General features: G+C 38.9%; 26 protein-coding genes. 17 read left to right on the top strand and 9 right to left on the bottom strand.

Features of this window, described 5'->3' with window-relative positions; all coding sequences use genetic code 11:
- The first annotated feature begins 93 nt into the window (after window positions 1-93).
- From nirD to HX129_RS06590, 11 genes are all read left to right on the top strand, one after another.
- Window positions 94-1,716, top strand: a complete 1,623-nt coding sequence (gene nirD / locus HX129_RS06540; RefSeq protein ID WP_286433020.1) for a nitrite reductase small subunit NirD — start codon at window positions 94-96, stop codon at window positions 1,714-1,716.
- 177 nt (window positions 1,717-1,893) lie between these two features.
- Entirely contained in the window at window positions 1,894-4,698 is a 2,805-nt protein-coding gene (locus HX129_RS06545) for a nitrate reductase (protein ID WP_286433019.1), read from the top strand.
- On the top strand, window positions 4,695-5,336 hold the full coding sequence (gene mobA, locus HX129_RS06550; RefSeq protein ID WP_286433018.1) for a molybdenum cofactor guanylyltransferase: 642 nt from the start codon (window positions 4,695-4,697) through the stop codon (window positions 5,334-5,336). Before HX129_RS06545 ends, mobA begins: the two co-directional genes overlap by 4 nt.
- 140 nt (window positions 5,337-5,476) lie before the next feature.
- Window positions 5,477-6,535, top strand: a complete 1,059-nt coding sequence (gene moaA / locus HX129_RS06555) for a GTP 3',8-cyclase MoaA (RefSeq protein WP_286433016.1) — start codon at window positions 5,477-5,479, stop codon at window positions 6,533-6,535.
- A 1-nt stretch (window position 6,536) separates the two neighbouring features.
- Window positions 6,537-6,821, top strand: coding sequence for a MoaD/ThiS family protein (locus HX129_RS06560; protein ID WP_130072831.1), 285 nt, complete (start codon window positions 6,537-6,539; stop codon window positions 6,819-6,821).
- 1 nt (window position 6,822) lies between these two features.
- Complete coding sequence (locus tag HX129_RS06565; protein ID WP_286433015.1) at window positions 6,823-7,494, top strand: molybdenum cofactor biosynthesis protein MoaE; 672 nt, start codon at window positions 6,823-6,825, stop codon at window positions 7,492-7,494.
- A gap of 45 nt (window positions 7,495-7,539) precedes the next feature.
- Window positions 7,540-8,463 carry a bifunctional molybdenum cofactor biosynthesis protein MoaC/MoaB gene (gene moaCB / locus HX129_RS06570; protein WP_286433013.1) on the top strand — a complete coding sequence of 308 codons (924 nt, stop codon included), beginning with the start codon at window positions 7,540-7,542 and terminating at the stop codon, window positions 8,461-8,463.
- A complete protein-coding gene (locus tag HX129_RS06575; protein ID WP_286433011.1) occupies window positions 8,463-9,689 on the top strand; it encodes a molybdopterin molybdotransferase MoeA in 1,227 nt (408 codons plus the stop codon). Before moaCB ends, HX129_RS06575 begins: the two co-directional genes overlap by 1 nt.
- Window positions 9,690-9,729: 40 nt before the next feature.
- Window positions 9,730-10,491 (top strand): molybdate ABC transporter substrate-binding protein, encoded by a 762-nt coding sequence (gene modA / locus HX129_RS06580; RefSeq protein WP_286433009.1) that lies wholly within the window; start codon window positions 9,730-9,732, stop codon window positions 10,489-10,491.
- A 14-nt stretch (window positions 10,492-10,505) separates the two neighbouring features.
- Window positions 10,506-11,189 (top strand): molybdate ABC transporter permease subunit, encoded by a 684-nt coding sequence (gene modB / locus HX129_RS06585; RefSeq protein ID WP_286433008.1) that lies wholly within the window; start codon window positions 10,506-10,508, stop codon window positions 11,187-11,189.
- A 136-nt stretch (window positions 11,190-11,325) separates the two neighbouring features.
- Window positions 11,326-12,078, top strand: coding sequence for a class II aldolase/adducin family protein (locus HX129_RS06590; RefSeq protein ID WP_130072827.1), 753 nt, complete (start codon window positions 11,326-11,328; stop codon window positions 12,076-12,078).
- A gap of 88 nt (window positions 12,079-12,166) precedes the next feature.
- Here the strand turns inward: HX129_RS06590 and HX129_RS06595 are convergent, their stop codons facing one another.
- A complete protein-coding gene (locus HX129_RS06595; protein ID WP_286433007.1) occupies window positions 12,167-12,856 on the bottom strand; it encodes a pirin family protein in 690 nt (229 codons plus the stop codon).
- A gap of 234 nt (window positions 12,857-13,090) precedes the next feature.
- Window positions 13,091-14,362, bottom strand: a complete 1,272-nt coding sequence (locus HX129_RS06600; RefSeq protein ID WP_286433006.1) for a L,D-transpeptidase family protein — start codon at window positions 14,360-14,362, stop codon at window positions 13,091-13,093.
- A gap of 240 nt (window positions 14,363-14,602) precedes the next feature.
- On the opposite strand from HX129_RS06600, the gene hemE reads away from it, so the two are divergent.
- The 6 genes from hemE (at window position 14,603) to HX129_RS06630 (ending at window position 21,493) form a co-directional block, all read left to right on the top strand.
- Window positions 14,603-15,676 (top strand): uroporphyrinogen decarboxylase, encoded by a 1,074-nt coding sequence (hemE, locus tag HX129_RS06605; RefSeq protein WP_130072824.1) that lies wholly within the window; start codon window positions 14,603-14,605, stop codon window positions 15,674-15,676.
- A 12-nt stretch (window positions 15,677-15,688) separates the two neighbouring features.
- Entirely contained in the window at window positions 15,689-16,483 is a 795-nt protein-coding gene (locus tag HX129_RS06610; RefSeq protein ID WP_286433005.1) for a DUF817 family protein, read from the top strand.
- Between the two features lie 134 nt (window positions 16,484-16,617).
- Entirely contained in the window at window positions 16,618-17,088 is a 471-nt protein-coding gene (locus HX129_RS06615; RefSeq protein ID WP_286433004.1) for a DUF3015 family protein, read from the top strand.
- A 79-nt stretch (window positions 17,089-17,167) separates the two neighbouring features.
- Window positions 17,168-19,054 (top strand): Lnb N-terminal periplasmic domain-containing protein, encoded by a 1,887-nt coding sequence (locus HX129_RS06620; RefSeq protein WP_286433002.1) that lies wholly within the window; start codon window positions 17,168-17,170, stop codon window positions 19,052-19,054.
- 261 nt (window positions 19,055-19,315) lie between these two features.
- Entirely contained in the window at window positions 19,316-20,671 is a 1,356-nt protein-coding gene (locus HX129_RS06625; protein ID WP_286433000.1) for a diguanylate cyclase, read from the top strand.
- A 108-nt stretch (window positions 20,672-20,779) separates the two neighbouring features.
- Window positions 20,780-21,493 (top strand): hypothetical protein, encoded by a 714-nt coding sequence (locus HX129_RS06630; RefSeq protein WP_286436087.1) that lies wholly within the window; start codon window positions 20,780-20,782, stop codon window positions 21,491-21,493.
- Between the two features lie 14 nt (window positions 21,494-21,507).
- Here the strand turns inward: HX129_RS06630 and HX129_RS06635 are convergent, their stop codons facing one another.
- From HX129_RS06635 to HX129_RS06665, 7 genes are all read right to left on the bottom strand, one after another.
- Window positions 21,508-21,867, bottom strand: coding sequence for a cupin domain-containing protein (locus tag HX129_RS06635; RefSeq protein ID WP_286432997.1), 360 nt, complete (start codon window positions 21,865-21,867; stop codon window positions 21,508-21,510).
- 63 nt (window positions 21,868-21,930) lie between these two features.
- A complete protein-coding gene (gene folE / locus HX129_RS06640) occupies window positions 21,931-22,479 on the bottom strand; it encodes a GTP cyclohydrolase I FolE (protein ID WP_171457450.1) in 549 nt (182 codons plus the stop codon).
- 140 nt (window positions 22,480-22,619) lie between these two features.
- Window positions 22,620-23,321, bottom strand: a complete 702-nt coding sequence (locus HX129_RS06645; RefSeq protein ID WP_286432996.1) for a Smr/MutS family protein — start codon at window positions 23,319-23,321, stop codon at window positions 22,620-22,622.
- 113 nt (window positions 23,322-23,434) lie between these two features.
- Window positions 23,435-23,917, bottom strand: coding sequence for a hypothetical protein (locus HX129_RS06650; protein ID WP_286432994.1), 483 nt, complete (start codon window positions 23,915-23,917; stop codon window positions 23,435-23,437).
- A gap of 123 nt (window positions 23,918-24,040) precedes the next feature.
- Window positions 24,041-24,847 (bottom strand): indole-3-glycerol phosphate synthase TrpC, encoded by an 807-nt coding sequence (gene trpC / locus HX129_RS06655; protein ID WP_286432993.1) that lies wholly within the window; start codon window positions 24,845-24,847, stop codon window positions 24,041-24,043.
- Between the two features lie 30 nt (window positions 24,848-24,877).
- Entirely contained in the window at window positions 24,878-25,924 is a 1,047-nt protein-coding gene (gene trpD / locus HX129_RS06660; RefSeq protein ID WP_130072813.1) for an anthranilate phosphoribosyltransferase, read from the bottom strand.
- Window positions 25,925-25,937: 13 nt separating this feature from the next.
- Window positions 25,938-26,522 carry an anthranilate synthase component II gene (locus HX129_RS06665; protein WP_130072812.1) on the bottom strand — a complete coding sequence of 195 codons (585 nt, stop codon included), beginning with the start codon at window positions 26,520-26,522 and terminating at the stop codon, window positions 25,938-25,940.
- Window positions 26,523-26,857 lie beyond the last annotated feature (335 nt).

The raw sequence follows: 26,857 nt of genomic DNA on the forward strand, positions 1-26,857 counted from the left end.
GTCAGAAAACTTCTTTTAAGTATAGCGCTGCATTTTCTGAAGAGAAAAGATGAAGATGCAGAAAAAATGAAGTTAAAGAACAAGGATAAGATGATGACAGTATTTAAAGATATGAATGAATTGAATTGGTTAGATGTATGTGCATTGGATGATATTACGCCGAATACAGGTGTGGGTGCGTTAATTGATGACCAACAAATTGCAATTTTCCGTGTAGGTTCAGAAAAGCGAGTATACGCACTCAGCAACCAAGATCCGTTTAGCAAAGCCTTTGTGATGTCACGTGGCATTATTGGTGATTTACAAGGTGAACGTGTGGTTGCTTCTCCGATTTATAAACAACATTTTAGTTTGGCAACAGGGCGTTGCTTGGAAGATAAAGATCAAAAACTTTTAGTATTTCCTAGCAAAATTGAAAATGGTCGAGTGATGATTAGCCCGACACCACAAAAAACCTATATTACCAATAATGGTACGTCTCAAGAAAAAATGAAGTTGGTGCTGATCGGTAATGGTCTAGCAGGTATGCGTTGCCTTGAAGACTTGCTTGACATGGCACCTGATCGTTATGAAATTACCGTCATTGGTGAAGAGCCATGGGGGAACTATAACCGTATCATGCTATCACCTGTGTTATCGGGAGATAAAACCATTGATGATATTATGCTGCACCCGCACGCTTGGTATAGCGATAAAAATATTCGCTTTATTGCAGGCGATCCTGCGGTACGGATTGATCGTCCACGTAAACAAGTTTATACCGAAAAAGGTTTAATGGTTGATTATGACCGTTTGATTTTGGCTACAGGTTCTAAGCCATTTGTGCCGCCTGTACACGGTGCAGAACTTGATGGTGTATTAAGCTTCCGTGACATTTACGATGTCAATACCATGCTCGACTACTGCAAATCTAAGAAAAATGCAGTGGTGATTGGTGGCGGTCTACTCGGGCTCGAAGCAGCTTATGGTTTAAAACAACGTGGCATGAATGTGACTGTTTTACATTTAATGGATCGCATTATGGAACGTCAATTGGATAGTAAAGCGAGCCAAATGTTACGTCATAGCATTGAGCAAAAAGGTATTTGCATCATCACTGAAGCCAATACAGAAGCCCTTTTGGGTGAAAATGGTCATGTCACACATGTACGCTTAAAAGATGGCACAATTTTAGATGCTGATTTAGTGGTTTTTGCAGTCGGTATCCGTCCGAATATGGCATTGGCACAAAGTGCAGGCTTACGTTGTAATCGTGGTGTGTTGGTGAATGATACGATGCAGACTTATGACCCAAGTATTTATGCGGTTGGTGAATGTATTGAGCATCGTAATCAAACCTTTGGTTTGGTTGAACCTTTGTGGGGTCAAGCATTTATTTGTGCATCACATTTGGCTGAACATGGCAGTTTAACTTTTAAAGCACCAACAGTGCCGACGCAGCTCAAAGTGAGTGGCTGTGATGTGTTCTCCGCAGGTCGAATTGATCTTGATAAGAATGCTGATGAGGAATTTGAAGACATCGTATTGAATGATGAGAAACGTCAAATCTATAAACGTATTATTATTCAAAAAGATAAAGTTATTGGTGCTGTCTTGTTTGGTGATACCGAAGATGGGACTTGGTATGCTGAATTGATCTCGGATCAAACTTCTATTTCTTCTATTCGAAATAAATTGCTGTTTGGTAAGGATTTTGCTTTGAAGAAAGCAGGGTGAATTAGTCTCCCTAATTCCTTTTTTAAATTGTGAAATTTAGGTATTCAAGTGCCTTCTCTTACGCCGTATATGGCTTAGGGAGAAGGAGGTTGGGATGGTGGGGATTTCTAATATAAACCACCCCTAACTCCTCCTGAAAGGAGGGGAATAAAAGCATTATCAGGAGCACCGCAGAAAATGAATAGTATCCCTGTAATGGAATTGCACAGCTCCACAGAAAATAAAGTCAAAATTACCCAAACCACATGCCCATACTGTGGAGTAGGTTGTGGTGTAACGGCAACTGTTGAAGATACTGTACTTGGACAAAAAGTATCTGTAATCGGTGATGTTAATCATCCATCCAATTACGGCAAACTCTGCATTAAAGGCAGTAATTTAGCAGATACCGTAGGGCTAGAAACACGTGTTTTACACCCTATGCTCGGGCGGAAAATTGATGCAGAACATGCCTATGCTTACACACGTCAAAAAACTGACTGGGATAAAGCGACGGACCTAATTGCCAATAAATTTCAACAATGTATTGACCAATATGGTCGTGACAGCATTGCATTTTATGTCTCAGGACAATTGCTGACCGAAGATTATTATGTGGTCAATAAGTTCGTTAAAGGTTATCTCGGTACTGCCAATATTGATACCAATTCACGCTTATGTATGTCTTCTGCGGTAGCAGCGCATAAGCGTGCCTTTGGCGAAGACCTTGTTCCTGCAAGTTATGAGGATTTTGAACACACCGACATGGTGGTTTTAGTCGGCTCAAATACAGCATGGTGTCATCCTGTGTTGTATCAACGCATTATGAAAGCTAAGGAAGAAAGAGATTTATTTGTTGTAGTGATCGATCCACGATTTACTGCTACCTGTGAAGCAGCGGATTTACATTTACCGATTCTGATTGGTCAAGATGTTTCGTTATTTAATGGTTTAGTTCAATATTTATATCAAAATGGGTATAGTGACCACGAGTTTATTCAAGCACATACACAAGGTTTGGATGCGCTATTAGAAAGTTCACAGCCTGAAGCGGACATCGAACCAGTTGCAAAGAAAACAGGGATTTCACTCGAAAAATTAAAAGTTTTCTTTGAAAAATTTGCTCAAACAGAAAAAGTCATGACCTTATTTTCTATGGGGGTTAATCAATCTTCACGTGGGGTAGATAAAGCCAACAGTATTATCAATGCTCATTTACTCACAGGAAAAATTGGTAAATTAGGTGCAGCACCATTTTCGATGACAGGACAACCCAACGCCATGGGTGGCCGTGAAGTCGGTGGTTTAGCCAATATGTTGGCGGCGCATATGGAGCTTGAAAATCCTCAGCATCAACAGCTTGTGCAAAGTTTTTGGAACAGCCCATCCATTGCCACTCAGGTTGGATTAAAAGCAGTTGATCTTTTTGAAGCAGTTGAAAGTGGTAAAATTAAAGCCATTTGGATCATGGCGACCAATCCTGTGGTCAGTTTGCCGAATGCAGATCAGGTAAAACGTGCTTTAGACAAATGTGAATTTGTTGTGGTTTCAGATATTTGTAAAGATACAGATACCACCCAATATGCCGATGTTTTATTGCCTGCACTAGGCTGGGGTGAGAAAGATGGTACGGTGACCAATTCTGAACGTCGTATATCAAGACAGCGCGCATTTTTAACTGAGCCTGAACAAGCCAAAGCAGATTGGTGGGCAGTCGCACAAGTGGCAAAGAAAATGGGTTTTGGTGGTTTTGAGTTTAAAAATAGCCATGACATTTTCAAAGAACATGCTCAACTTTCTGCTTATCAAAATACAGAAATCAATAAACGTGCTGATGTTGCAAACTTCCGTTATTTTAATCTACAAGGTTTAACTGAACTTTCATTGTCTGAGTATCATGAACTCGAACCTGTGCAATGGCCTGTGATACAAAAAAAACAATCGAAAGATGAATATGGGCAATTATTTACACGAGGGCAATTCAGCCATGCCGATGGCAAAGCGAAATTCATTGCAACAACAATGATTGATCCTGTAAATCAAACTGATCGTGAATACCCACTTATTTTAAATACAGGTCGAATCCGTGACCAATGGCATACCATGACACGAACAGGTCTGTCAGCAAATTTAAGTACCCATAAAGCTGAACCTTACTGCGAAATTCATCCAAATGATGCACTGAAATATGGTTTAAAAGATGGTGAATTGGTTGAGATTAAATCCGCTTGGGGGAATTGTGTACTGCGTGCGGTGGTGAGTGAAAATATTCGCCGTGGACAGATTTTTGCTCCGATTCATTGGAACGATCAATTTGCTTCAGATGCACGCATTGGCAAAGTGGTCAATCCTGTGGTCGATGCTATTTCGGGCGAGCCTGAATTTAAACATACGCCTGTCATCATTCACCCTTTTTATACCCAATGGCAAGGGGTGTTCTATGTGCGACATGGTTTTGACCATCTCGTTAAAAATAGTATTGAAAATACCGTGTGGTGGACAAAAATTCAAATTGCTAAAGCGATACGTTATGAGTTGGCTGATCGTCGCCGTTTTACTCAAACTACTGAACACTTAAAAGAGTTGTTACCTTTTGAGGACGAGAGTTATGAATGGTTGAATCTTGAAGATCAAACCTCGCATATTAGTCATAGTGTGGTGTTGCAGGATGGTCAACTCATTGCGAGTTTATATATTGCACCGAAAGCCTTATTGCCTGATCGTGACTGGGTGGCAAGTTTGTTTAAACGTGAACGCTTAAGTGCAATGCACCGTAAGGCATTGCTTGCAGGTCAAGCCATGTCGATGGGGAATCATGATGGTGCATTGGTCTGTAGTTGTTTTAAAGTCGGTAAAAACCGCATTATTCAAACCATAAAAGAACAAAATATAAGCAATGAAAAACAAGTCACTGCCTGCTTAAAAGCAGGGGGGAACTGTGGTTCTTGTCTACCTGAAATTCGTGGTCTGATCAAAGCTTGTCAAGCGGAGGCAGCCGAATGAAGAGAATAGTCAAAATGATCAGTCGAGGGATAGATTATCCCGAAACGGATTTAGTGATCCTTGCAGGTGGTCAGGCACGGCGGATGAATGGCATCAATAAACTGTTGCAAAAATTTGATGATCAAATTCAACTCATTAAAATACATCAGAAACTCAAAAATGCAGTCTCGGCTGTATGGGTGAATAGCCATCGGGATTATTCAATTTATCAAAAAATGATCCCCACTATTCATTGTTATCAAGATGATGATCAGGGTTTTCAAGGTCCTTTGATGGGAATGAAAAGTGCGTGGACGTATGTGCAAGCCGATTATGTGTTGTTTGTCCCTTGTGATGTGACGTTTATTCCTAAGCGTGTGGTTGAAAAATTACATCAAGCATTAGCCAAAAATGCTTTGTCTGATGTGGCTTATGTCGAAATTAATGGTGTGGCGCTATATCCATTTTGTCTTGTCAAGCGTAGTGCATATCAGACTATTCAAAACAGTCTTGCACAAAATAAGCGCAGTTTAAAACAGTGTTTTTCCGAGTTGCACGGCCAGGGGGTAATATTTAAAAATCATGCATTATTTTTGCACAGTATTAATTCGCTGGATGAATTACAACAATATCAACAATTGAAATCTATTCACATTTAACTTTGCAGCCTTTGAGTTTTATAAAAATATTTCGATTTACTAAATATTGGAACACTTTTTGCAGTTTCATTGTAAATCAGATGATGCATTTTTTTAGTTTTGGAAAATCCTGAACTTAAACAGTGCAAAAGGGACTGTGTATGAATGCAATACCACATCATAATGTACAGCGTGACGTCAATCCATTTGTTGATCAATTTGGACGTCATAAACGTAAACTGAGAATTTCAGTGACAGATCGCTGTAATTTTAAATGTGTCTATTGTATGCCTGAACATCCCGAATGGATGAAAAAACAAGATTTACTTAGTTTTGAAGCACTTTATCAGTTTTGCGAGTTTATGGTGCGCCGTGGCATCGAACACATTCGGATTACAGGGGGCGAGCCCTTAATGCGTCAAGGCGTGGTGCATTTTATTGCCGAATTACAACAGTTGAAAAAAATCGGTCTCAAAAAAGTGTCTATGACCACGAATGCACATTATTTAAAACAATATGCTTCACAACTGAAACAAGCGGGATTGGATGATTTAAACATCAGTTTAGATAGTTTAGATGCCGAGCAATTTAAACACTTAACCAAAAAAGATTTATTGCCTGTACTTGAGGGAATTCAGCAAGCAAAAGCGGTAGGGCTACCAATTAAAATCAATACTGTGCTCATTAGAGGTGTTAATGACGATCAAATTTTGCCTTTGGCACATTGGTCGATACAAAATAATGTGATGGTGCGTTTTATCGAATTTATGCCTTTAGATGGTGATGCGCATTGGTCATCTGCGCATTTGGTGACGGAACAAGACATTTTAAGACATCTAAAACAAGATTTTGATGTCACCATCAAACAAGGTCAATCGTCTGAACCTGCACGCACTTATTTCATTCATGGTTTTCCGATTGGGATTATTTCCACCATTTCCAATTCATTTTGTGGCACATGCGACCGATTGCGTTTAACTGCAAAAGGAGAGTTTTTTAATTGTCTATTTGCAACGCAAGGTTTGGATTTAAAAAAACACATTCAGGCATTGATGCAGAAAAAAGCACCAGCAGAATTGAAGTTAAATGCAGTGTTAACTGATTATATTTGGCATAAGAAACAAGGCTTTGATGCCATACAGCAAGAACAAACGACATTAACGGCATCTGTAAACCATGTGGCAACACGCAAAATTAGTATGTATATGATTGGAGGTTAAGATGCATTTCACAGTACACAATCAAGATCCTCACAGTGCACTGATCAACATTCAAATAGAGTCGTTTGGTGCGATTGAGCGACAACTGCCACAAGATTTATGCTTGCAGTTTGAGTCTGAAATCAGCATTAGCGATGTACTTGAATATGTACAACGTGCTTATCCACAGTCCTCAACACTTTTGGAACGTTGTGCTTGCGCGGTGGGCGAAGACATTATTCCACGACAAGCCCTTTTAAGTTCAGATACTACTTTGGTTTTATTATCGCCTGTTGCAGGAGGTTAACATGACTGAAATTGTGAATAGTCAACATCGACATTTAAAAGATTTTAAACGCATTCAAGAGAGTGCATTAAGCCAAGACGATTTTGATGGCATTGAACATTTTCCTGAATGTGGCGGGATCGGGATTTTTGTCGGCACGGTGCGAAATCATCATGAAGGTAAGTCGGTTAAGGCGCTGAAATATACCGCTTATGCGCCTGTAGCAGAAAAAATGATCCGTCAAATTGAACAAGAGATTCAAATCAAACATGGCATATCTTATGTGCGTGTGATTCACCGCGTTGGCGCTTTAGATATTGGTGAAAAAGCGATTATTGCAATGGCCTATGCACCACATCGGCGGGAGGCATTTGCTGCTTGTGAAGAGGCGGTGGAACGGGTTAAACATGAAGTGCCTGTATGGAAAGAAGAATTTTATATGGATGGCAGCAGTCAATATGTAGAGGGGTGTTGTATCCGTAAAGATCATGAGGATGAGCTATCACATACTGCACCACATCAGCATTCGAAACAGTGTGACCATATACATCATCGTCTACGTGCACATTCATCTACAGTAACATATCAAGATGATCATCTGCCTCATGAGCAACACACACAGGAACTTGCCTCTTTAACGGCAAAACAGCACGAATCTTCGGTAGATCCCGCTGTTTATCAATGGCATTTGTAAATCAAACCGTTAATCTTGAAGAAAATTATAAAATAGGAATGTGCAATGAAAAATGTTGGCATGAAAGCAGAAAGTTATCGCACCGCGATCGCCACAGGAATATTACATGCACCACCTCATTGCATCGAATTATTACGCAATGGCACTACGGAAAAAGGGGATGCTTTAAAAACAGCGCGGATTGCGGGGATTTTAGCGGCAAAACGTACCGATGAACTGATTCCATTGTGCCATCCACTGCCGATTTACCGTGCCGATGTCGATTACGAACTGTTTGATGCACATGTCAAAATTAGCGCTGTTGTGGAAACCATTGGCCCTACAGGTGTTGAGATGGAAGCATTAACGGCAGTGAGTCTTGCAGGACTAACCTTGTATGACATGCTTAAACCGCATTGTGACCCTGATGATTTATTATTGGATGCCATTCAATTAGAAAAGAAAAAAGGCGGAAAATCACATTTTACCCGTGCTTTAAAACAGAGTCTATCTGCATCGGTGATTGTCTTGTCCGATACTGTCGCAGCAGGGAAAAAGCCTGATACCGCAGGGCAAAATGTCCTAGAAATTTTACAAGAAGCCAATTTTAGTAATATTGCTTATCAAGTGATTCCTGATGATCCGACACAATTATTGGCATTGATTGAACAGCAAAAAAATCAATATCCTTTAATTTTAACCGTGGGCGGTACAGGTTTAGGGCCAAAAGATTTAACTGTAGAAACCATTCAGCCTTTATTAGAACGTGAAATTCCCGGTTTAATGGAAGCATCACGCAGTTTTGGGCAACGCCGTACCCCTTATGCTGCACTCAGTCGGGGGGTTGCAGGTTATATCGATCAAAGTTTGGTGATTACTTTACCGGGCAGTCGTCAGGGGGCTTTAGAGTCTTTAAGCGCAATTTTACCTGCACTTGTGCATCTCTTTGATGTACAAAAAAATATTCCGCATGCGGGAGGTTATCAATAATGTCAGGTTGTGAGGCTGAACAGGGTTTAATTGCGATTGATCAAGCATTGTCATTGATTCAACAACATAGCCAAGTTTTAGGCACTGAAGATCTTGCTTTACATGCAGCATTAAATCGTTATTTAGCAGTAGATGTTGCTTCAAGTATTAATTTACCCATGTTTTCACAAAGTGCAGTAGATGGCTATGCGATACATGCAGACGAAGTGATTGAGGCTGGTTCGACTTTTGAACTGATTGGGGAAATTCGTGCAGGACAATGTGCTGATGTTGTATTAGCGCATGGACAAGCCTTACGTATTTTTACGGGAGCAAAAATTCCGCTTGGAACAACAACGGTAGCACGGCAAGAAATTGTCCATTTAGTTTCGACATCTAAAATTCAAATGACAGAAGCACTGAAAAAACATGCCGATATTCGTGATGTTGGCGAGGAAATTGCGATTGGACAATCTCTTGCGCAGAAAGGTCAACAACTGTCAGTGGGTGCAATCGCAGCTTTAAGCATGGCAGGTATTCAACAGGTTCAAGTCTTTCAATATCCTAAAATTGCAGTGGTAATCACAGGTGATGAAGTTGCAAAAAATATTGAGGACTTCACTGCAGGCAAAATCTTTGATGCCAATGCCCCTTTAATTCAGGCATGGTTTCAGCAGCATAATCAACAGATTGATATTTTTCATGTGGCGGATACAGCACTTGCGGTAAAAACATTATTCGCAGAATTAAGTCAAAATTATGATTTGATCCTGACCACAGGCGGGGTTTCAGTCGGTGATTATGATTTTATTCGACCTGTGGCATTGGAATTAGGTTTTGAACAAATCTTTTGGAAAATCAAACAAAAACCAGGTAAACCGATGTTCTTTGCAACATTGCAAAAGCCTGATCAAAAATGCTGTTATTTATTGGGCTTACCAGGGAATCCTGCTGCGGTGTATGTGGGCATGCAAATTTATACCACGACGCTATTAGACGCTTTGCAAGGGCAAACATCATCTTTGCAATGGTTCAGCGCGGAACTCAGTCATGATTTAAAAGCCGATGCACGAGAACGTTTTTTACGTATGTCGGTGCAATTCGATCAAGCCAAGCTCACAGTCCAAAGCCTCGGCAAACAACAATCACATATGCTGAGTAATTTAATGCAAGCCAATGGTTTGGTGCGTATTCCTGCACATCAACAGCTTGAAGCAGGGCAGATGGTGCAAGGTATTTTTATTTAGCTCTTTTTATCTTTCTCATGTTGTGTATAGGGGCAATTCAATGTTGAAAAAAATGCTATTCGCAAGCGCATTCTGTTGTGCTGTGAGCTTAACTCATGCAGAAACAGTAAAAATTTATGCAGCTGCAAGTTTGACCAATGTCCTAATAGATATTACAAAACTGTATGAAAAAAAATATCCAGAAACTAAAATTATCCCTGTGTTTGGTGCATCATCAGCGCTTGCTAAACAAATTGAAGCAGGGGCAAAAAGTGATCTTTATTTCTCAGCCGATGTCGATTGGATGCAGTATTTAGTACAAAAAAATGCAATTCAGATGCAACAAGTAAAACCTTTGCTGTTTAATCAATTGGTGGTCATTAGCGCTAAAAATTTAAATATTCCATTTAAAGCTCAATCTAATTTTAATTTTGCCAAAACGTTTAAAGGGCGCTTATGCACAGGGCAAATGGAATCCGTCCCAGTAGGCAAATATGCCAAACAAATTTTAGTCAAACTCAATTGGTTCGATGCGTTAAAAGGACGTATTGTTGGGACAGATGATGTACGCTCAGCCTTGGCATTTGTGGAGCGTGGCGAGTGTGATGTCGGCATTGTCTATAAAACCGATGCCTTAATCAGTCAAAAAGTTAAAATGCTGGGGACATTTCCACAAAATAGCCATCATCCGATTATTTATCCCCTTGCATTGACAGTTGAAGGGCAGAAAAATAAAGAGGCTGTACACTTTAAAAACTTTGTACAACGTGATCCGCAAGCCAAAGCGATTTTTGTGAAATATGGTTTTAGTCTTTATAAATAGTCTTCTTTATTGATATGTTAAGTCCTGAAGAATTAAGTGCATTGTATCTGTCAGCCAAAGTGGCTTTCTGTGCTACTGCCTTTAGTTTACCTTTTGCAATTGCATTGGCATGGGTGCTAGCACGCTATGATTTTAGACTGAAGGTCTTGGTCGAAGCGTGTTTACAATTGCCGATGGTATTACCGCCTGTGGTACTTGGCTATTTACTGCTGTTGCTTTTTGGTCATAAAGGTTGGCTAGGGCAGTATTTATCAGCGATTGGCATAGAGCTCGCATTTAACTGGAAAGGTGCTGTACTTGCTTCAATGATTGTGGGTTTTCCCTTAATTGTGCAACCCATTCGTTTGGCATTTCAGTTGTCAGATCGGCATTTAGAGGAAGTGGCGCAGACCTTAGGGGCAAATTTTCGGCAGATATTTGTCAAAATTTATTTGCCTCTAGCATGTCCGGGGATTTTAATGGGGTCTATTTTAGGTTTTAGTCGTAGTCTAGGTGAATTTGGCGCCACCATCACTTTTGTGGGCAATATTCCCGATGAAACCCGCACCATTCCCATCGCCATTTATTCATTTTTACAACAACCTGATGGTGAGATCATGGCGATGCGTTTACTTGTATTGTCCCTAATTTTGGCTTTTACGGCTTTAATCGCCCATTTTTATTTGATGATGAAATATCAGAAGACTGTCAAAGAATAATAGCTGATTGAAAACACAATGATGAGGTGAGATTGAAGAAAATCGACTTGACGGTAAATGGATTGCACTTGAGAAATGATCTATTCTGCATTACAAAGAATATAGGAAATATCGAAGAATAAAAAAGGAATGTATTGTGCAAGTACCACAACATATCAATGCAATAGAATGGCAAGCACGTTGCCAACTCGCAGCACTGTATCGTTTGATCGCTTATTATCGAATGACGGATTTGATTGATACCCATATCAGTTTACGTGTGCCGCATGAACCGAATCATTTTTTAATCAATCGTTATGGTGTGACCTTTGACCAAATGACAGCCTCTGATCTGGTAAAAATTGATCATGATGGCAATATTGTCGCTGAATATGATCAAGGGAAAATGGTCAATGTTGCAGGCTTTGTGATTCACTCGGCATTACATCATGCCAATGCTGAGATCAATTGTGTGATTCATACCCATACCGCAGATGGGATTGCGGTGTCAGCACAAGCTGAAGGATTATTACCCCTTTCACAGCATGCACTGAAATTTTACAATAATATTGCCTATCATGAATATGAAGGCATTGCATTTTCGACAGCAGAACGTGAGCGTTTGGTGCAAGATTTAAAGCATTATCGTTGTATGATTTTACGTAATCATGGTTTATTGGCGACAGGTGATTCCATCGCGCGTGCATTTCATGAGATTTATTTTTTAGAAAGAGCATGTCAAATTCAAATCAAAGCAATGAGTAGTCCTCAATTGCATTATCCAAGCCAAGCTGTATGTGAATATACCGTGCAGCAGTTTCAAAGTGATGCGGCAGAACCGATTATTGCAGCAGCATGGCAAGCCGCTTTATCATTGATTAAAGATCAGGAAAATGATTATTCTCGTTAGTGTGGTCTTTTCATGAGCATAAAAAATCCCCTGCCTATGCAGAGGATTTAATCGGTGATTTACAGGTGAATAGCGTAAAACAACTGCCTTAGTTGCTTAAATCGAACCAAATGAATTGGCTGTTTTCGTTGGCATTGATCGTTGCATCTTCATCAAATAAGTAAGCATCACCTGCTTTGATGAGTTGACCTCCGATATCAATTTCACCTTCAATTACATGAACATAATTAAATTTTTGAGTGGCTTTGACAGGTAGGGAATGACCTTTTTCTAAATACGCTGCTTTAATTTCAGCGTCTTGGCGAATGTGCATAAGCGCATCGTCATGAGGACCTGCAATTAATAACCACTCATTTGGTGATTTTTTTGGATCACGTTCGACTTGTTGATAGTTCGGCTCAGCATCACGTACATTGGGAATGACCCAAATTTGCAACATATGCACAGGTGTATCGCCATTGTTGATTTCGCTGTGTTGTACCCCTGTACCTGCACTCATTAACTGCCATTCGCCTGCGTGAATATGGCGTTCGTTACCCATGGTATCTTTATGTGAAATCGTACCTTGAAGTACACAGGTTAAGATTTCCATATTGTCATGCGGGTGTGTACCAAAACCATTATGTGCGGCGATGGTATCGTCATTGATCACACGTAAAGAACCTACACCCATATATTTAGGGTTGTACCAACTGCCGAAAGAAAAACTGTGTTTGCTGTCTAACCAGCCAATTTGAGCATGACCACGGTCTTCACTGCGATGTAGAAATGTATTCATGATAAATCTCCAATTCTTTATTTTTTTAACTTGAGATCATATTAGTCTTTGCGAAATTGAGTTGAAACATTAAACATGCAACGTATTGTTGTGTTTTTAGGACGATTAGTTATAAAGAGATAGGACTGTTTTTTTTGTAAGTAATATAATGATGCCTATTTTATATTGAACATAAAAAACCCAATAACGAATTATTGGGCATTGAAATCATCATTTGCAGATAGAATCAAATGATTATTCTAAGAATTTAACAGTGACACCTGATTTAACTTTTTTACCTAAATCATTGGCATCCCAGTTGGTTAAACGGATACAACCATGCGATGCAGTTTTAGAAATCGCAGATGGGTTCGGTGTACCATGAATACCAAATGATTTTTTACTTAAACCGATCCAGATATTTCCTACAGGACCATTTGGACCAGGTGGTAAAGACAATGGTTTACGGTTATTGCCTTGCACAAAGTTACTTGGTGAATAGCTATACCATGGATTTGGTGCGACACCCGTAATTTTATAAGTTCCTGTTGGAGATGGTGTGTCAGAACTACCAATCGTTGCAGGGAATGAACCCACCATTTGGTTTTGGGCATTAAACAAATAAAGTTGTTTTGCACCTTTATGTGCCACGATCAAATGAATATTTTCAGGTAATTCATTGCGGATATTGGTCACAATGATTTTTTCACCTGCTTTTTTGAAGGTTGCTTTTGGATTTAATTTCTTTAAGAAATCTTCATCCATATGAAATTTTTCACCCAACATTTCTGTTACACGTGTGTAATACAAACCTTTCATTTTTGATTGTAGAGCATAGTCACGTGGGATCGATGCAGCATAAGGACCTTTTAAATCTGCATCTGTGATGGTGTACTCTACAAATGCAGGTTTAGCACCTTGTTTAGCAACTAGAGCATCCCAAGTTTCTTTGGTGAGTTCACCTGTTGGTTTTAAGCCATTCATTTGTTGGAATGAAGAAATTGCTTTTAAGGTATTCATACCACTTGAACCATCAATGGCACCCGGAGATGCATGTGAGTTGTTTAACATCACATGTGCACGTGCATAGACTGGGAATTGACCTTTGCCAATATTTTCATACCATTCAGCATTGTTCATCCCGTCTAAAGTCCATGATGCTTTATTTGCACTGCTAGACTTAGTGGTTGATGCTGCTGTACTTGGCGTTGTGGTTTCTGTTTGTGTGCTTGTTTCAGCTGCTATATCTGCAGTTTTATCTTCTGTTTTTTCTAAATTTTGCAGCGTGTTGGCAGCTTGATCTAAATCATTAAGCTCTTGTTGAGAAATTTGAGCTTCGCTCGCACTACTTGTGTTGACTGTAGAGGCAGCAGAAGATTCAACAGCCAGCGGATCAATTGGATCTTCAACTGCTGTAGATGTTACCTTATGCGGAGTAAGCGATTGCTCAGTAGTTGTAGGCGCAGCGAATGCTGTACCTGTGAAGATACAACTTAAACTCAAAGCAAGAATTGAGCGAACGAACATGTAATTCAACCTTAAGAATTATTCATACTGATTTATAAAGTAAGCAAGTATTGCAGAAAATAAATGGAGATGCAGTATTTGTTTTGTGTAAATCCTATTTTTTATACAATTCTATACGCATCATAAAAAATGAAATTTCAAATAATTTTCAAGATTAAAATCTCACGAAGAAATGCCGATAGCGCATAGATTTTTGCTATGATGACTGACCTTGCTCAATTTTTTTAAATAGGAAAGTAAATGACGACCCTCAAAAATGATCGTTTTCTACGTGCTTTGCTACGTGAACCTGTCGATACCACACCTGTGTGGATGATGCGTCAAGCAGGTCGTTACCTACCTGAATATCGTGAAACACGAGGCAAAGCAGGTGATTTTCTTTCTTTATGTAAAAATACTGAATTTGCTTGTGAAGTGACTTTACAGCCTTTGCGCCGTTATGATTTAGACGCAGCGATTTTATTTTCTGATATTTTAACCATTCCTGATGCATTGGGCCTAGGCTTATATTTTGAAACAGGCGAAGGTCCTAAGTTTCATAAAACAATTCGCACTGAACAAGACGTTGCCAATTTACCGAAATTTAATGCAGCATCTGACTTAGATTATGTCATGAATGCAGTTTCAACTATTCGTTCTGCATTAGGTGGGCAAGTCCCTTTAATTGGTTTCTCGGGTAGTCCTTGGACTTTAGCAACCTACATGGTGGAAGGCGGCTCAAGTAAAGATTTTCGTTTTACGAAGCAGATGATGTATGCTCAACCTGAAGTTTTACATGCATTATTAGAGCGATTGGCTGATGCTGTGACTGAATATTTAAATGCACAAATTGATGCAGGTGCGCAAGCGATTCAAATTTTTGATAGTTGGGGTGGAGCTTTAGCACATCGTGAATATCTTGAATTTTCACTGCATTATATGCAAAAGATTGTCTCAGGTTTACAACGTGAAAAAGACGGTCGTAAAGTCCCTGTGATTTTATTTACCAAAGGTGGTGGTCAGTGGTTAGAGCCAATGGTGGCAACAGGTGCAGATGCTTTAGGTTTAGACTGGACAACGCCTTTAAATGTAGCACGTCAAACTGTAAATGGTCGTGTGGCACTGCAAGGTAATTTAGACCCTGCAACCTTATACGGTTCAGCTCAAAGTATTGAGAAGGCAACAAAAGCCATGCTCGACGATGCTTATGCCCAGGGTGAAAAAACAGGTTATGTGGCAAATTTAGGGCATGGTATTACGCAGTGGGTTGACCCTGCACAACCTAAAATTTTCATTGATACTGTGCATGAATATAGTGCGAAATATTTAGGTTAAGTCACTTCGAGTATGCTGTATTTAAAATCAAGTGTGGAATTTATCTTTAAGGCAGCTTCAGCTGCCTTATTTGGTATTTTACTGCTAATCGCTTTTGCACTGACTGCAAAAATGGGCAGTCGTGAGTTTTATGGCTTCTTTCGCTATGATTATTTATTCTTTTATGCACTGATCATTCAAGCGTGTTTGCTTTGTTTAAAACTCGAATCATGGGCAGAAGCAAAAGTCATTGCACTTTTTCACATCTTAGCTATGGGGATGGAAATATTTTTGACTCATCCACAGATCGCTTCGTGGCAATATCCACAACCTGCAGTTTTTAAAATCATGACCGTGCCGTTATTTGCAGGTTTTATGTATTCGGCAGTTGGCAGTTTTTTTGCACGTTCATTAAGGCTTTATCAAGTTTCTTTTTTAAGATTGCCTAGTTTTGCCAATATGTTGAGTCTAGCAGTATTGTCCTATCTTAATTTTATGACAAAATTTTTTGTTCCAGATATACGCAATGTATTGTTTTTTTGGAGTGTCGTTATTTTTTGGAAAACTAAAATACGGTTTCAATTACAACAACATCAATTTCAGTTGCCGATGTTGCCTGTATTGCTGTTATTGGCATTTCTAATCTGGATTGCTGAAAATATCAGTACTTTTTATAAAATTTGGTTATATCCGAGTCAGGTCGATGCATGGCATATGGTCGGGTGGGGTAAACTTGGTTCTTGGTATTTATTGCTATTACTCAGTTTGGTGTTGGTTTTAAAAATTCTTGGCAATAGAAATAGCATTGGTGAATGGACATTAAAATAGTTTGAAAAATAATCGAAAAATGATCATATTTTGATTTGCTTATTAGAATAACTGTGTTACATCTTTATATGGTGTAATAAAAATTACACACATCCTAGAAATAAATGAAATATTAAAAAATATTGGAGAATACCATGTTAAAAAAAATTGCTTTAGCAGCCATATTGGCAACAGGATCAGTTTCAGCTTTTGCAGATAGCGATGTAGGTTGTGGTTTAGGTTCTCAAGTTTGGGAAGGACAATCTGGAAAAATTCCTAAAATTTTAGCTGCAACCACCAATGGTTTATTTGCAAACCAGTTATTTGGTATCACGTTTGGTACGCTCGGTTGTAGTGGTACAGGTGCTGTGACTGCTCAGGCAGTGACATTCACCCATGAAAATGCGGAGTCGCTGGCCCGTGATATGGCAGTGGGTGAGGGCGAAAGCTTAAATGTTTTGGCTGAATTATTAAATATTAAAGCTGAGGATAAAGCGCATTTCTTTGCAGTATCTAAACAAAATTTCTCTAAAATTTATTCAGCTGAAAATGTATCTTCAGTAGAAGTGTTAGCATCATTACAATCTGTGATGTCACAAGACGAAGTTTTAAAAGCTTACGTTTAATGTGCAGAGAAAACCCTGTCATAGATGATGGGGTTTTTATTCATTTTAGTAAAATTTTAAATGATTCAATATATTATTAATGAAAATATTTGCGCTTTTGTGCACACTCGGTTTAACACCGCTGGCTTATGCAAGTTCAGTAGATCTTGCATCTATTCAAAAATATCAGCAACTTGCTGAACAAAAACAGCTTTACAAGCAGACTGCATGGCAACGTTTGTTATATGCCAATGCGCAAGGTCAAAGTGAAGTGCGTTATGACGGTTTTTTTCTCTCACCACATGGAAAATCGGATTTAAAGCAAGAACTCAATGCCAATATTGCAGCACTGTTTGAAGCTGCTGCTGCCAATCAATCCATTCAATGTCGTTTTCCTGCCCGTAGTCATTGGTTAATTCAACAACTCGAAATTTCCAAAGCAGCATTGGCTCATGCAGATTGTGCTGAATTGGATGAATGGATCGGGCAAATCAAACCTTATAAAGCCACTTTAATTTATGCCACAGATTTTATGGGCAATCCAAGCTCCATGTTTGGACATACCTTATTGCGACTAGATCCCAAAGATCAAAAACAACTAAATTTGGTGTCTTATGCACTTAATTATGCTGCTACGGTTCAGGGCGGTGAAGGTTGGTCTTATGCTTGGAAAGGCTTGACTGGACAATATGATGGTGAATATTCACTGATGCCGTACTATCGGAAGGTGAAGGAATATGGTGATTTTGAAAGTCGTGATTTATGGGAGTATGAACTGAGTTTAAACCCTGAAGAAACACGATTTTTAGTACAACACATTTGGGAAATGAAGCATGTTAAATTCCCTTATTATTTTATTAGTGACAATTGTGCCTATCGACTGCTTGGTTTGTTGGACATCGTCCGCCCTGAGCTGAATTTACAACAGCATGTTCAAGTTGCCTCCATTCCCGTTGAAACTTTAAAAACAGTTCAAGACAATCATTTGATTCAGGATGTGCAATATCGTCCCGCTTTAGAAACTCAGCTTTTGGCTCAGTCACGTCAGCATGGGCAGCAACTGGCAAAAACAGCACATCAACTCACCTTGTTAAACGTCGATGAAATGCCTGCAATGCTGGCAAAATTTGATGCTACTGATCAAGCTAAAATACTGGAAATGGCTTATGACGATTTATATTTGGTGTTGATTTCACGTAAAATTGCAACGCAAGAGGCACAGCCAAAATTACGTCAGATTTTGAGTCTACGCAGTCAACTTAATATTGAAAAACAACGTACTGAAGTTGAGCCACCGCGCCATGATCCTGCTCAGGGGCATCACGCCAAGAATACTTTCATTCAAGTGGGAGAAGTGCAGGGGCAACAGTTTGTCGAGTTGGGTTTACGTCAAGCGTATCATGATTTACTTGATCCACAAGGTGGATACCGCACAGGAACACAGTTAAATTTCTGGGATGGTACCCTTCAGTATCGTGATGATAAGTTGAAACTTGAACATTTTGATTTTCTTTCGGTCAATTCCTACAATCCGATCACGCCATTTAAAACACCTTTAACTTGGGGTTTTAATCTGGGGTGGCAACAAGAAGCCATCCATCAGGGGCAATTTAATTCAGATCAGCAGCATGGCGTATTACAACTGAAAACCCAATTTGGTTATAGTATTGCCGATCAAAATCGGCAGCATGTGTGCTATGCCCAATTACAACCACAAGTACAAGCAGGTAAATCGCTTGATGATGGTTGGCGTATAGGGTTTGGACCTACGATGGGTTGCCAAAATATATGGACAGACCGTTTAAATAGCTTAGTACAGCTTGAATTGCCATATTGGCAGGATGCAAGTCAATGGAATTTACGTCTGAATACAGGTTTAAACTATGCGGTTGATGCACAAAACTCGCTGCGTATGACATGGCAATATCAACAACAAAATCATGTGGATTGGAGTAAAACCAGTTTGGGCTTTGTTCACTATTTTTAAGGGATGGAAATGACCTAAAATAAGTTTTCAATCATTATGATGTCCACAACAGCAGTGGATTAAATCAATATTGATTTGGTTCAACAGGTTAAGTTTATGCTCATGTATTTTTAGATGAAATTGCGAGCTAAGAAATGAAGTTTATATTATTAAATATAAATAGAAAAATTAACATCTTATTGCGGTGTAATGTGGCTATAAATTTTATTTCATAGTGTTATATTATTCATACTAATTTAAGAAAATATGAGAAATTTCTGTATGAACGAAGCAAGCATAGTCGATTTGTCCCGACAGTGGCAGTGGATTTGTGATGAATTTTCCAATACAGATTTGACTTATGCATTGCAGTTTATTCAGGATAATTCTTTTGTCTTAGTGTCCGAATTTTATAAAAAAATGATGGAAGAAAAGACCGCTTCCGAATTCCTTTCAGATGAAATTGTACAAAGTCGTTTGAAATCGTCATTGAATAATTGGTTGTTGGAAAGTTTTGAGGTGCCATTTCAAAAAAACTTTTATGAAATGGTGCAAAAGCAATTGAAAGTGGGTGAGGTTCATGCCCGTATTGGTATTCCATCGTGGTTGATTATCCGTGGCATTCGACAGATTGAAAAGAAAGTATTTTGCCTGCTGAATAAACCGCAACAAAATTTATTAAGCATTGCCAGCTACATTGTGCAGGTGTTGGGGTTTACCTCAGAAATTATGAGTCGAACCTATGAAGCCAAGGCTGAAATTAACAATGATATGAAACATACTTATCGTTTATTTTCAGCCATGCAAGATGTCGCTGTACAAAAAGATAAACAGCGCGGCAGTCTGCTTGATTGGGAAAATGAACTGATGTTTAAGGTTTTTTCTGATCAGACCAATTTTACCCATACTTCTTTATCTAAGTCCGAATTTGGTTTGTGGTTTATACACAAAGCCGCCTATGCTTTTTCAAGTTCGGATCAAGTCAAAGAAATTATTGGTGGCATTAAAAAAGTCGATGTGCTTAATCAAAAAATTATAAGCTGTGCAGATAAAACCTTAGCCATTCAATTGATTCAGGAAATCCGCAATCAGGATCGTGAAATTTTACTGTTGGTGGATCAACTCTTTCAAGTTTCTGAATATATTGGTTCAGGCAATGACTCGTTGACCCAATTATTGAATCGACGTTATTTAAATACAATTGTTTCACGCGAAACACTATATGCACGCAAACATAAAACCCATTTGTCATTGCTTGCAATCGATGTCGATCATTTTAAACGGATTAATGATCAATATGGACATGCCACAGGTGATACAGCACTGCAATTATTGGCAGAAGTGATATTGGAACACACTCGAGGCAGTGATTATGCTTTTCGCGTCGGTGGTGAAGAATTTTTGTTGCTACAAGTGGCTACAGATTTGAATGTGGCTGAACAGATTGCTGAGAAGATTCGACAACGCATTCAGACATCAGAAATTTTATCGAGTACAGGTGTGGCAGTCCAATTTACCGTGAGCATTGGTGTGGTAAGTTATGATGGTCATCCAGATTATCAGCGTTTCTTAGAGTCAGCAGATACGGCTTTATATGCAGCAAAAAATAATGGGCGTAATTTGGTTTATATTGCATAATTTTGATGTACGGATTGAAAATGTTGGATGAGTACGATTTTTAAGTGGTATTTGATTTGAAACGGGTATACTGAAATCTGTTTTCAGCTTTAAAAATCATCAATGCATATGTGGAAATTTGCTATTTTTACAGTCTCAATCTTGTTCACGTGTATTGTGGATGCAACGCCGTCATTTGCATCTGACCAAGGCGCATATGACCAAAAAAAAGTAATCAAAATTGCCCAACTTGTGATTAAAACACAGATTTTAAATGATCCTGACCCTAATCAAACCTATGATCAACTTGTTGCAGAAATGGTAGCAGATCCTGATCTTAAGGCAGAAATAAAACGCTATCGGGATGCATTTCCCAAACAAGGGATTGCTAATTATTTACGTGAAATGAATAGCAAAGGTCTGAATATACAAGAGAAAAAGCAGATGTTGGCTGTGATTGATGAAGAAATTCAGCAGACTTCCACGCTGTTTAAAAGTTGCAGGGCATTGAATGAGATTCAGGTCATTCATGATCAACTACTGAACATTAAGATTCGCTGTCAAGTTCCTAAGGTTTCATCGGAAAAGATAAATGCCTTTCAGCAGCAACTTGAAACCTTGAGCAGAGAGGATGCGGTACAGTTTAAAATTGAATATTTACGTTTGAAACAGCAATTTTTAGCACAAGCCAATGTGGTGAGTTTTGATAGCCTCTTATGGATTGATCTTGAAGATTTACCTATTTATCGTGCAGCGATAGAACGGGGGGATGGATTTCCCAATAGGGTCATCGACCAGCGTGATCAAGCACTCACACCATATAAATCTGCGCCACCAAAATAAATGTACTACAGTGTTTAGCTTTCAACGACAACAAAATATTTTTTCACAGCTTCAAGCACTTCAAAAGTTCCGACAAAACTCGGTGGAATCACACCTGCTTCACCCGCTTTCACTTCAATATAATCATGATTTTCTGCATTGTGAATGCGAACAACACCTTCAAGAAGAGTAAAAAACTCTTGTTTATTGTCTGCAAATACAATATTCCACGCACCGACTTCGCATTGCCAAATCCCACAATTCATATGGGGATGTTCATATAAACTTTGGGTCAGGCGTTTGGGGTTGCCTTTAACCAAACGATCCGTACGTGGATAATCCACGGTGCTTTCACTGTGCGTTAAACCTTGACCTGCCAAATAAATCGGTGACATTTTAACAATCCATTTTATAAAAAAGCCTCAAAAATTTGAGGCTTAAATGATTTAATCAAATGATTAGTGTGCTTCAGGGACAGCCAAAAGAAATTCACGACGTGCTTCTTTATCGGTTTTAAAATCACCCACGAAAGATACGGTACGTGTAGTCGATTCTTGCTTGCTGACACCACGCATCATCATACACATATGCGCTGAATCAATCACCACAGCAACACCACGGGCATTGGTCACTTCTGCAACAGCATCCGCAATTTGCTTGGTGAGTTGTTCCTGAATTTGTAAGCGACGGGCAAACATTTCCGTGATACGAGCAAATTTAGATAAGCCTAAAACATTACCTGAAGGTAAGTAGGCAATATGCACACGACCATGAAATGGCAATAAATGATGCTCACATAAAGAATAGAACTCGATATTTTTAACCAAGACCATTTCATCATTGTCAGAAGGGAAGACCGCATTATTGGTCACTTCTTCCAGCGTTTTGCTATAGCCAGACGTCAAGTACGAAAAAGCTTTAGCCGCACGCATGGGCGTATCTTTCAGACCAGGACGGTCTAAGTCCTCGCCAACGGCAGTTAAAATATTTGCGTAGGATTGCTGCATAGACATAAAACGTGTTCACTTATACGGATTGAACAAGGACGGCATTGTAGCAGAAAAACATCAAATATTTTCCAACTACGGGATAAACCGTCATTTAAATAAAATTTTTACGGAGGTTTGCCTGTTTGACATACAGTAAATCAAGATTCTTTAGCAAATTTTGGATTTTTTTCTGCACGTTTCAATAGAACCAGAACAGCGCCTGTACCCCCTTGTTTTTCAGGTGCGCTGACAAATGCCAATACATCACGGTGCTGACGTAGCCAACCATTGACATACGTTTTTAAAATGGCATCAGGACCTTTGCCATGCACGATTTTAATCACATTCTGATTTTCTTCTTTGGCAATTTGAATAATTTGCAAAACGGCTGAACGAGCTTCTTCGACCGTACAACCATGCAAATCTACCGCTTCAAACCAACGCAGATTACCTGCTTTTAAGTCTTCAAAGACTTTGTGTTGTAAGGTCGCAATGCGATAACTTAATGCAGCTTGGCTTGCTACAGGGTTTAAAATAGCTTGAGTATCAGACAGTTCTGCCTCATTGACTTCAAATGCACCTTCAGCCGCAGCGCGTTTGGCTAAGGTCTTTGCATCAGGTTTTTTACGAATATCTTTACGCTCGATTTTGGCAATATTACTATTATCGAGTTTTTTAACGCCGCTCAAAGCTGTTTTAAATAAATCTGCATCGCTGATTTCTTCAGGTGCAGTTTCTTGAACTTTCTTAGGTTCAGGCTGTGCTGCAACTTTTGAAGAATGCGGATGAGTGATTTGTTTTTTAAATTGCTTTAATAAATCGAGTTGTGATTTGGAAAATGAAGAATCAGAATTACTCATATTAGAAAATAGTAAATAAAGGGTATTTACTGTGAATTATAGTCTGAATCAGGCTAAATTTGAACTGTATTACAGTGATGTTGTCATGTAGAAGATTTAGAGAACACTTAATTTTAAATAGAGTTTTTTTGTTGAATATCTAACCATTTTTTTAGTTCTATAATAAAAAGTGGAAATATTTCATCAGGAGTTAATGATGAGATGCCATCCTTGGCAAGGTGAAATTCATCGTCGTAGTATTTCACAAAGTCATATAATTCATCATCTTCAATATATTTAGCTAAATCAAAGATTTTTTGGGCTGCATTCCATGTGTATTGTTGTACCTGATTGTGCAAAATAAGTTGTGTAGTATATTTATTTAACTCATTATAAATAATATTTTTTTTAAGACTTTCATCTATGCTATAGTTTTTAGGCAACACATGAAAATAATGTAACATTTGTTCCGAATTAGTTAGAAAACATAAATCTAAAGCAAGCTGATTAGATTCATCTTTTGACAAGGTATACATAGCCCATTGTTCAATATCATCAGTGGTTTTTAAACCTAATGTTAACTGGGCTTTTAATTTGATAGTTTCAATTTCATTCATTTAGAGCACATCTAATTTATGCTAATTTTAATATTTTATTCAAATGGGGTGTGAGATGAAAATCAACAAAAATATATTTAAAAAAAGCCCAATCTTTCGATTAGGCTTTATGAAGCATACAAATTAAATATTCTCAGGCACACCAAACAACTCTGCAAAAGCATGATCAGGACGTGGTTGTTTCATAAAACTTTCGCCAACCAAGAATGCATGAATGTCATGTTCCTGCATTTTTCGAACATCTTCAGGGGTGGCAATTCCGCTTTCAGTAATCAGCAAACGAGAAGGATCAAGCAACTTTTTCAAACGGAAAGATGTATTTAAATCGACATCAAAGGTTTTTAGATTACGATTATTCACGCCCAATAAACAACGCTCAGAAAGCTTCATTGCACGTTCAAGTTCTTCCTCATCATGGACTTCAACCAATACATCCAGATTGTGTTCAAATGCGGTTTTCGACATTTCTTCGAGTTGCTGATCTGACAAACTTGCCACAATCAACAAAATACAATCTGCATGTAAAGCACGCGCTTCAATCACACCATAAGGATCAATTAAAAAATCCTTACGCAGGGCAGGTAAGTCACAATGGCTGCGCGCGATTTGGATGTTTTCATCCGCACCCTGAAAGAAATCGATATCCGTTAACACAGACAAACATGCTGCACCTGCATGTTGATATTGTTCAGCAATTTCAGCAGGATTAAAGTTTTCACGAATAATACCTTTGGACGGAGATGCTTTTTTAATTTCAGCAATCACCGCAGGACGTTTACTGTGCAAAGCGTTGGCAAAACCACGTACAGGTGTTGCTGCCTGAGCAAGTTCTTCAACATCTTTTAAACTACGTTGTTTTAAACGTGCTGCAAATTCTTCGTGTTTACGATCTACAATTTTACCTAAAATGGTATTGGCGATATCCACCATAATGATATTCCTTAAATTTTGGCTAAATGCTTAAGCTTCGTATTCTTTGAGGGTTTTGGTAAATTCTGACAAAACGCCCATTTTTTCCAAAGCTTGTCCGCCATAAATAATGTCATGTGCCAAAGCCACACCTTGTTTATAGGAGTTGGTTAAGCCTGAAACATAAATCCCTGCACCTGCATTTAAAGCAATCATGTTGGCTGCTTTTTCACCTTTTGCCGATTTTTTCTTACCCAAAGCGTCTTTAATCAGTGCAAGACTTTCAGCAGCACTGTCTACAGATAATCCTGTTAATGTCTGAGACTCAATCTCAACCTCTTCAGGCTGAATCATCCATTCAGTCACTTCACCATTTTTAAGTTCAGCCACATAAGTTGCTGAAGCTAGACTGATTTCATCCAAACCATCTTTGGAGTGAACCACCATCACATGCTCAGCACCAAGTTGCTTTAAAACTTCCGCCATAGGACGGCAAAGTTCAGTGGAAAATACACCAATGACAAAGCGCTTCACCCCAGCCGGATTCGTAAGCGGACCAAGAAGATTGAAAATACTACGGAAACCCAACTCTTTACGGGGGCCAGCTGCATATTTCATGGCTTTGTGATGATTTGGAGCAAATAAGAAACCGACGCCCATCTCACGGATACATCGTTCTGTTTGTTGCATATTTAAATCAAGGTTGATGCCTGCCTGTTCCAATAAGTCAGAAGAGCCTGACTTGGATGACACACCACGGTTACCATGTTTGGCAATGGTTGCACCTGCAGCTGCAATGACAAAAGAAGATGCGGTCGAGACATTGAATAAATTTTGTCCGTCGCCGCCTGTACCGACAATATCGACTAAATAGGGAATATCACTGACATCGATTTTGATGGCAAATTCACGCATGACACGTGCCGCTGCGGTGATTTCATCAATACTTTCACCTTTTTGGCGTAAACCCATCATCAATGCACCAATTTGGGCATCAGATGCTTCACCGCTCATAATGGTACGCATCACTGCTTCCATTTGCGGTTGAGTCAGTTCAATATTTTTGGTGATGTTATTTAAAGCTTGTTGAATATTCATTTGGGTCACTCAATTATGCATAAATATCTAAAAAGTTCTTGAAGACTTGGTGTCCGTGTTGGCTCAGGATGGATTCAGGATGGAACTGCACGCCTTCTATTGGCAATGTCTTATGTTTTACACCCATGATTTCTTCTATTGAGCCATCGGCTTCATTGGTCCAGCAAGTGACTTCAAGACATTCAGGCAAAGTCGCTTGATCAATCACCAAAGAGTGATAGCGAGTTGCTGAGAATGGAGAAGGTAAATTGCTGAAAATGCCTGTATCACTGTGGTACATGTCAGATAAACGACCATGCATCACGGTTTTGGCACGAACAATGTCACCACCAAATGCCTGCCCAATTGCCTGATGTCCAAGACAGACGCCAAGGGTTGGAATTTTCCCTGCAAAATGCTGAATCGCAGGCACAGAAACGCCAGCTTCAGATGGAGAGCAAGGACCAGGACCAATCACAAGATACTTTGGTTGCCATCGCTCAATATCTTCCAAAGTCACGGCATCATTACGGACGACTTTTACTTCTTGATTTAACTCGCCAAAATATTGGACGATGTTGTAGGTAAAAGAGTCATAGTTGTCGATCATGAGAAGCATATTAAGCATAACCTCTAGTTATTTATACATTTATTTTGTTTGGATTTTTTGAGTCACTGTTGAGTTCCTCATTTAAAAACACTTGGTTTAGGCACAAAATAAGAAAGCCTACGAAGTGCATGCTATCATAGCAGATTCTTTTTTAAATTCTTTGAATTTTTGTTTTATATAAGATTTCTATCAAAAACTTAAGCACTAATTAACGCTTGAATTGGGTATTAAAAATTCTATTCATTAAATCGTATTATTTAGTTGCTATGCTGTTAAAAAAAATATAATTATAGCTTAGGTCAGTGGTTGCATTCGAAAGCTAAGGTAATATTTTAGTAAATTTA

The sequence above is a fragment of the Acinetobacter sp. 251-1 genome, assembly GCF_030329305.1.
Classification (GTDB): Bacteria; Pseudomonadota; Gammaproteobacteria; order Pseudomonadales; family Moraxellaceae; genus Acinetobacter; species Acinetobacter piscicola_A.

Excerpts from the sequence above, each read along its gene's own strand:
- HX129_RS06595 (WP_286433007.1), bottom strand. The coding sequence starts at position 12,856 with ATGAATACATTTCTACATCGCAGTGAAGACCGTGGTCATGCTCAAATT.
- modA (WP_286433009.1), top strand. The coding sequence starts at position 9,730 with ATGTTGAAAAAAATGCTATTCGCAAGCGCATTCTGTTGTGCTGTGAGC.
- folE (WP_171457450.1), bottom strand. The coding sequence starts at position 22,479 with ATGCAGCAATCCTACGCAAATATTTTAACTGCCGTTGGCGAGGACTTA.
- HX129_RS06545 (WP_286433019.1), top strand. The coding sequence starts at position 1,894 with ATGAATAGTATCCCTGTAATGGAATTGCACAGCTCCACAGAAAATAAA.
- HX129_RS06630 (WP_286436087.1), top strand. The coding sequence starts at position 20,780 with ATGTGGAAATTTGCTATTTTTACAGTCTCAATCTTGTTCACGTGTATT.
- HX129_RS06610 (WP_286433005.1), top strand. The coding sequence starts at position 15,689 with ATGCTGTATTTAAAATCAAGTGTGGAATTTATCTTTAAGGCAGCTTCA.
- trpD (WP_130072813.1), bottom strand. The coding sequence starts at position 25,924 with ATGAATATTCAACAAGCTTTAAATAACATCACCAAAAATATTGAACTG.
- HX129_RS06575 (WP_286433011.1), top strand. The coding sequence starts at position 8,463 with ATGTCAGGTTGTGAGGCTGAACAGGGTTTAATTGCGATTGATCAAGCA.
- HX129_RS06565 (WP_286433015.1), top strand. The coding sequence starts at position 6,823 with ATGACTGAAATTGTGAATAGTCAACATCGACATTTAAAAGATTTTAAA.
- moaA (WP_286433016.1), top strand. The coding sequence starts at position 5,477 with ATGAATGCAATACCACATCATAATGTACAGCGTGACGTCAATCCATTT.
- HX129_RS06635 (WP_286432997.1), bottom strand. The coding sequence starts at position 21,867 with ATGTCACCGATTTATTTGGCAGGTCAAGGTTTAACGCACAGTGAAAGC.
- modB (WP_286433008.1), top strand. The coding sequence starts at position 10,506 with ATGTTAAGTCCTGAAGAATTAAGTGCATTGTATCTGTCAGCCAAAGTG.
- HX129_RS06650 (WP_286432994.1), bottom strand. The coding sequence starts at position 23,917 with ATGAATGAAATTGAAACTATCAAATTAAAAGCCCAGTTAACATTAGGT.
- HX129_RS06620 (WP_286433002.1), top strand. The coding sequence starts at position 17,168 with ATGAAAATATTTGCGCTTTTGTGCACACTCGGTTTAACACCGCTGGCT.
- hemE (WP_130072824.1), top strand. The coding sequence starts at position 14,603 with ATGACGACCCTCAAAAATGATCGTTTTCTACGTGCTTTGCTACGTGAA.
- trpC (WP_286432993.1), bottom strand. The coding sequence starts at position 24,847 with ATGGTGGATATCGCCAATACCATTTTAGGTAAAATTGTAGATCGTAAA.
- mobA (WP_286433018.1), top strand. The coding sequence starts at position 4,695 with ATGAAGAGAATAGTCAAAATGATCAGTCGAGGGATAGATTATCCCGAA.
- moaCB (WP_286433013.1), top strand. The coding sequence starts at position 7,540 with ATGAAAAATGTTGGCATGAAAGCAGAAAGTTATCGCACCGCGATCGCC.
- HX129_RS06665 (WP_130072812.1), bottom strand. The coding sequence starts at position 26,522 with ATGCTTCTCATGATCGACAACTATGACTCTTTTACCTACAACATCGTC.
- HX129_RS06645 (WP_286432996.1), bottom strand. The coding sequence starts at position 23,321 with ATGAGTAATTCTGATTCTTCATTTTCCAAATCACAACTCGATTTATTA.
- HX129_RS06600 (WP_286433006.1), bottom strand. The coding sequence starts at position 14,362 with ATGTTCGTTCGCTCAATTCTTGCTTTGAGTTTAAGTTGTATCTTCACA.
- HX129_RS06560 (WP_130072831.1), top strand. The coding sequence starts at position 6,537 with ATGCATTTCACAGTACACAATCAAGATCCTCACAGTGCACTGATCAAC.
- HX129_RS06625 (WP_286433000.1), top strand. The coding sequence starts at position 19,316 with ATGAACGAAGCAAGCATAGTCGATTTGTCCCGACAGTGGCAGTGGATT.
- HX129_RS06615 (WP_286433004.1), top strand. The coding sequence starts at position 16,618 with ATGTTAAAAAAAATTGCTTTAGCAGCCATATTGGCAACAGGATCAGTT.
- nirD (WP_286433020.1), top strand. The coding sequence starts at position 94 with ATGACAGTATTTAAAGATATGAATGAATTGAATTGGTTAGATGTATGT.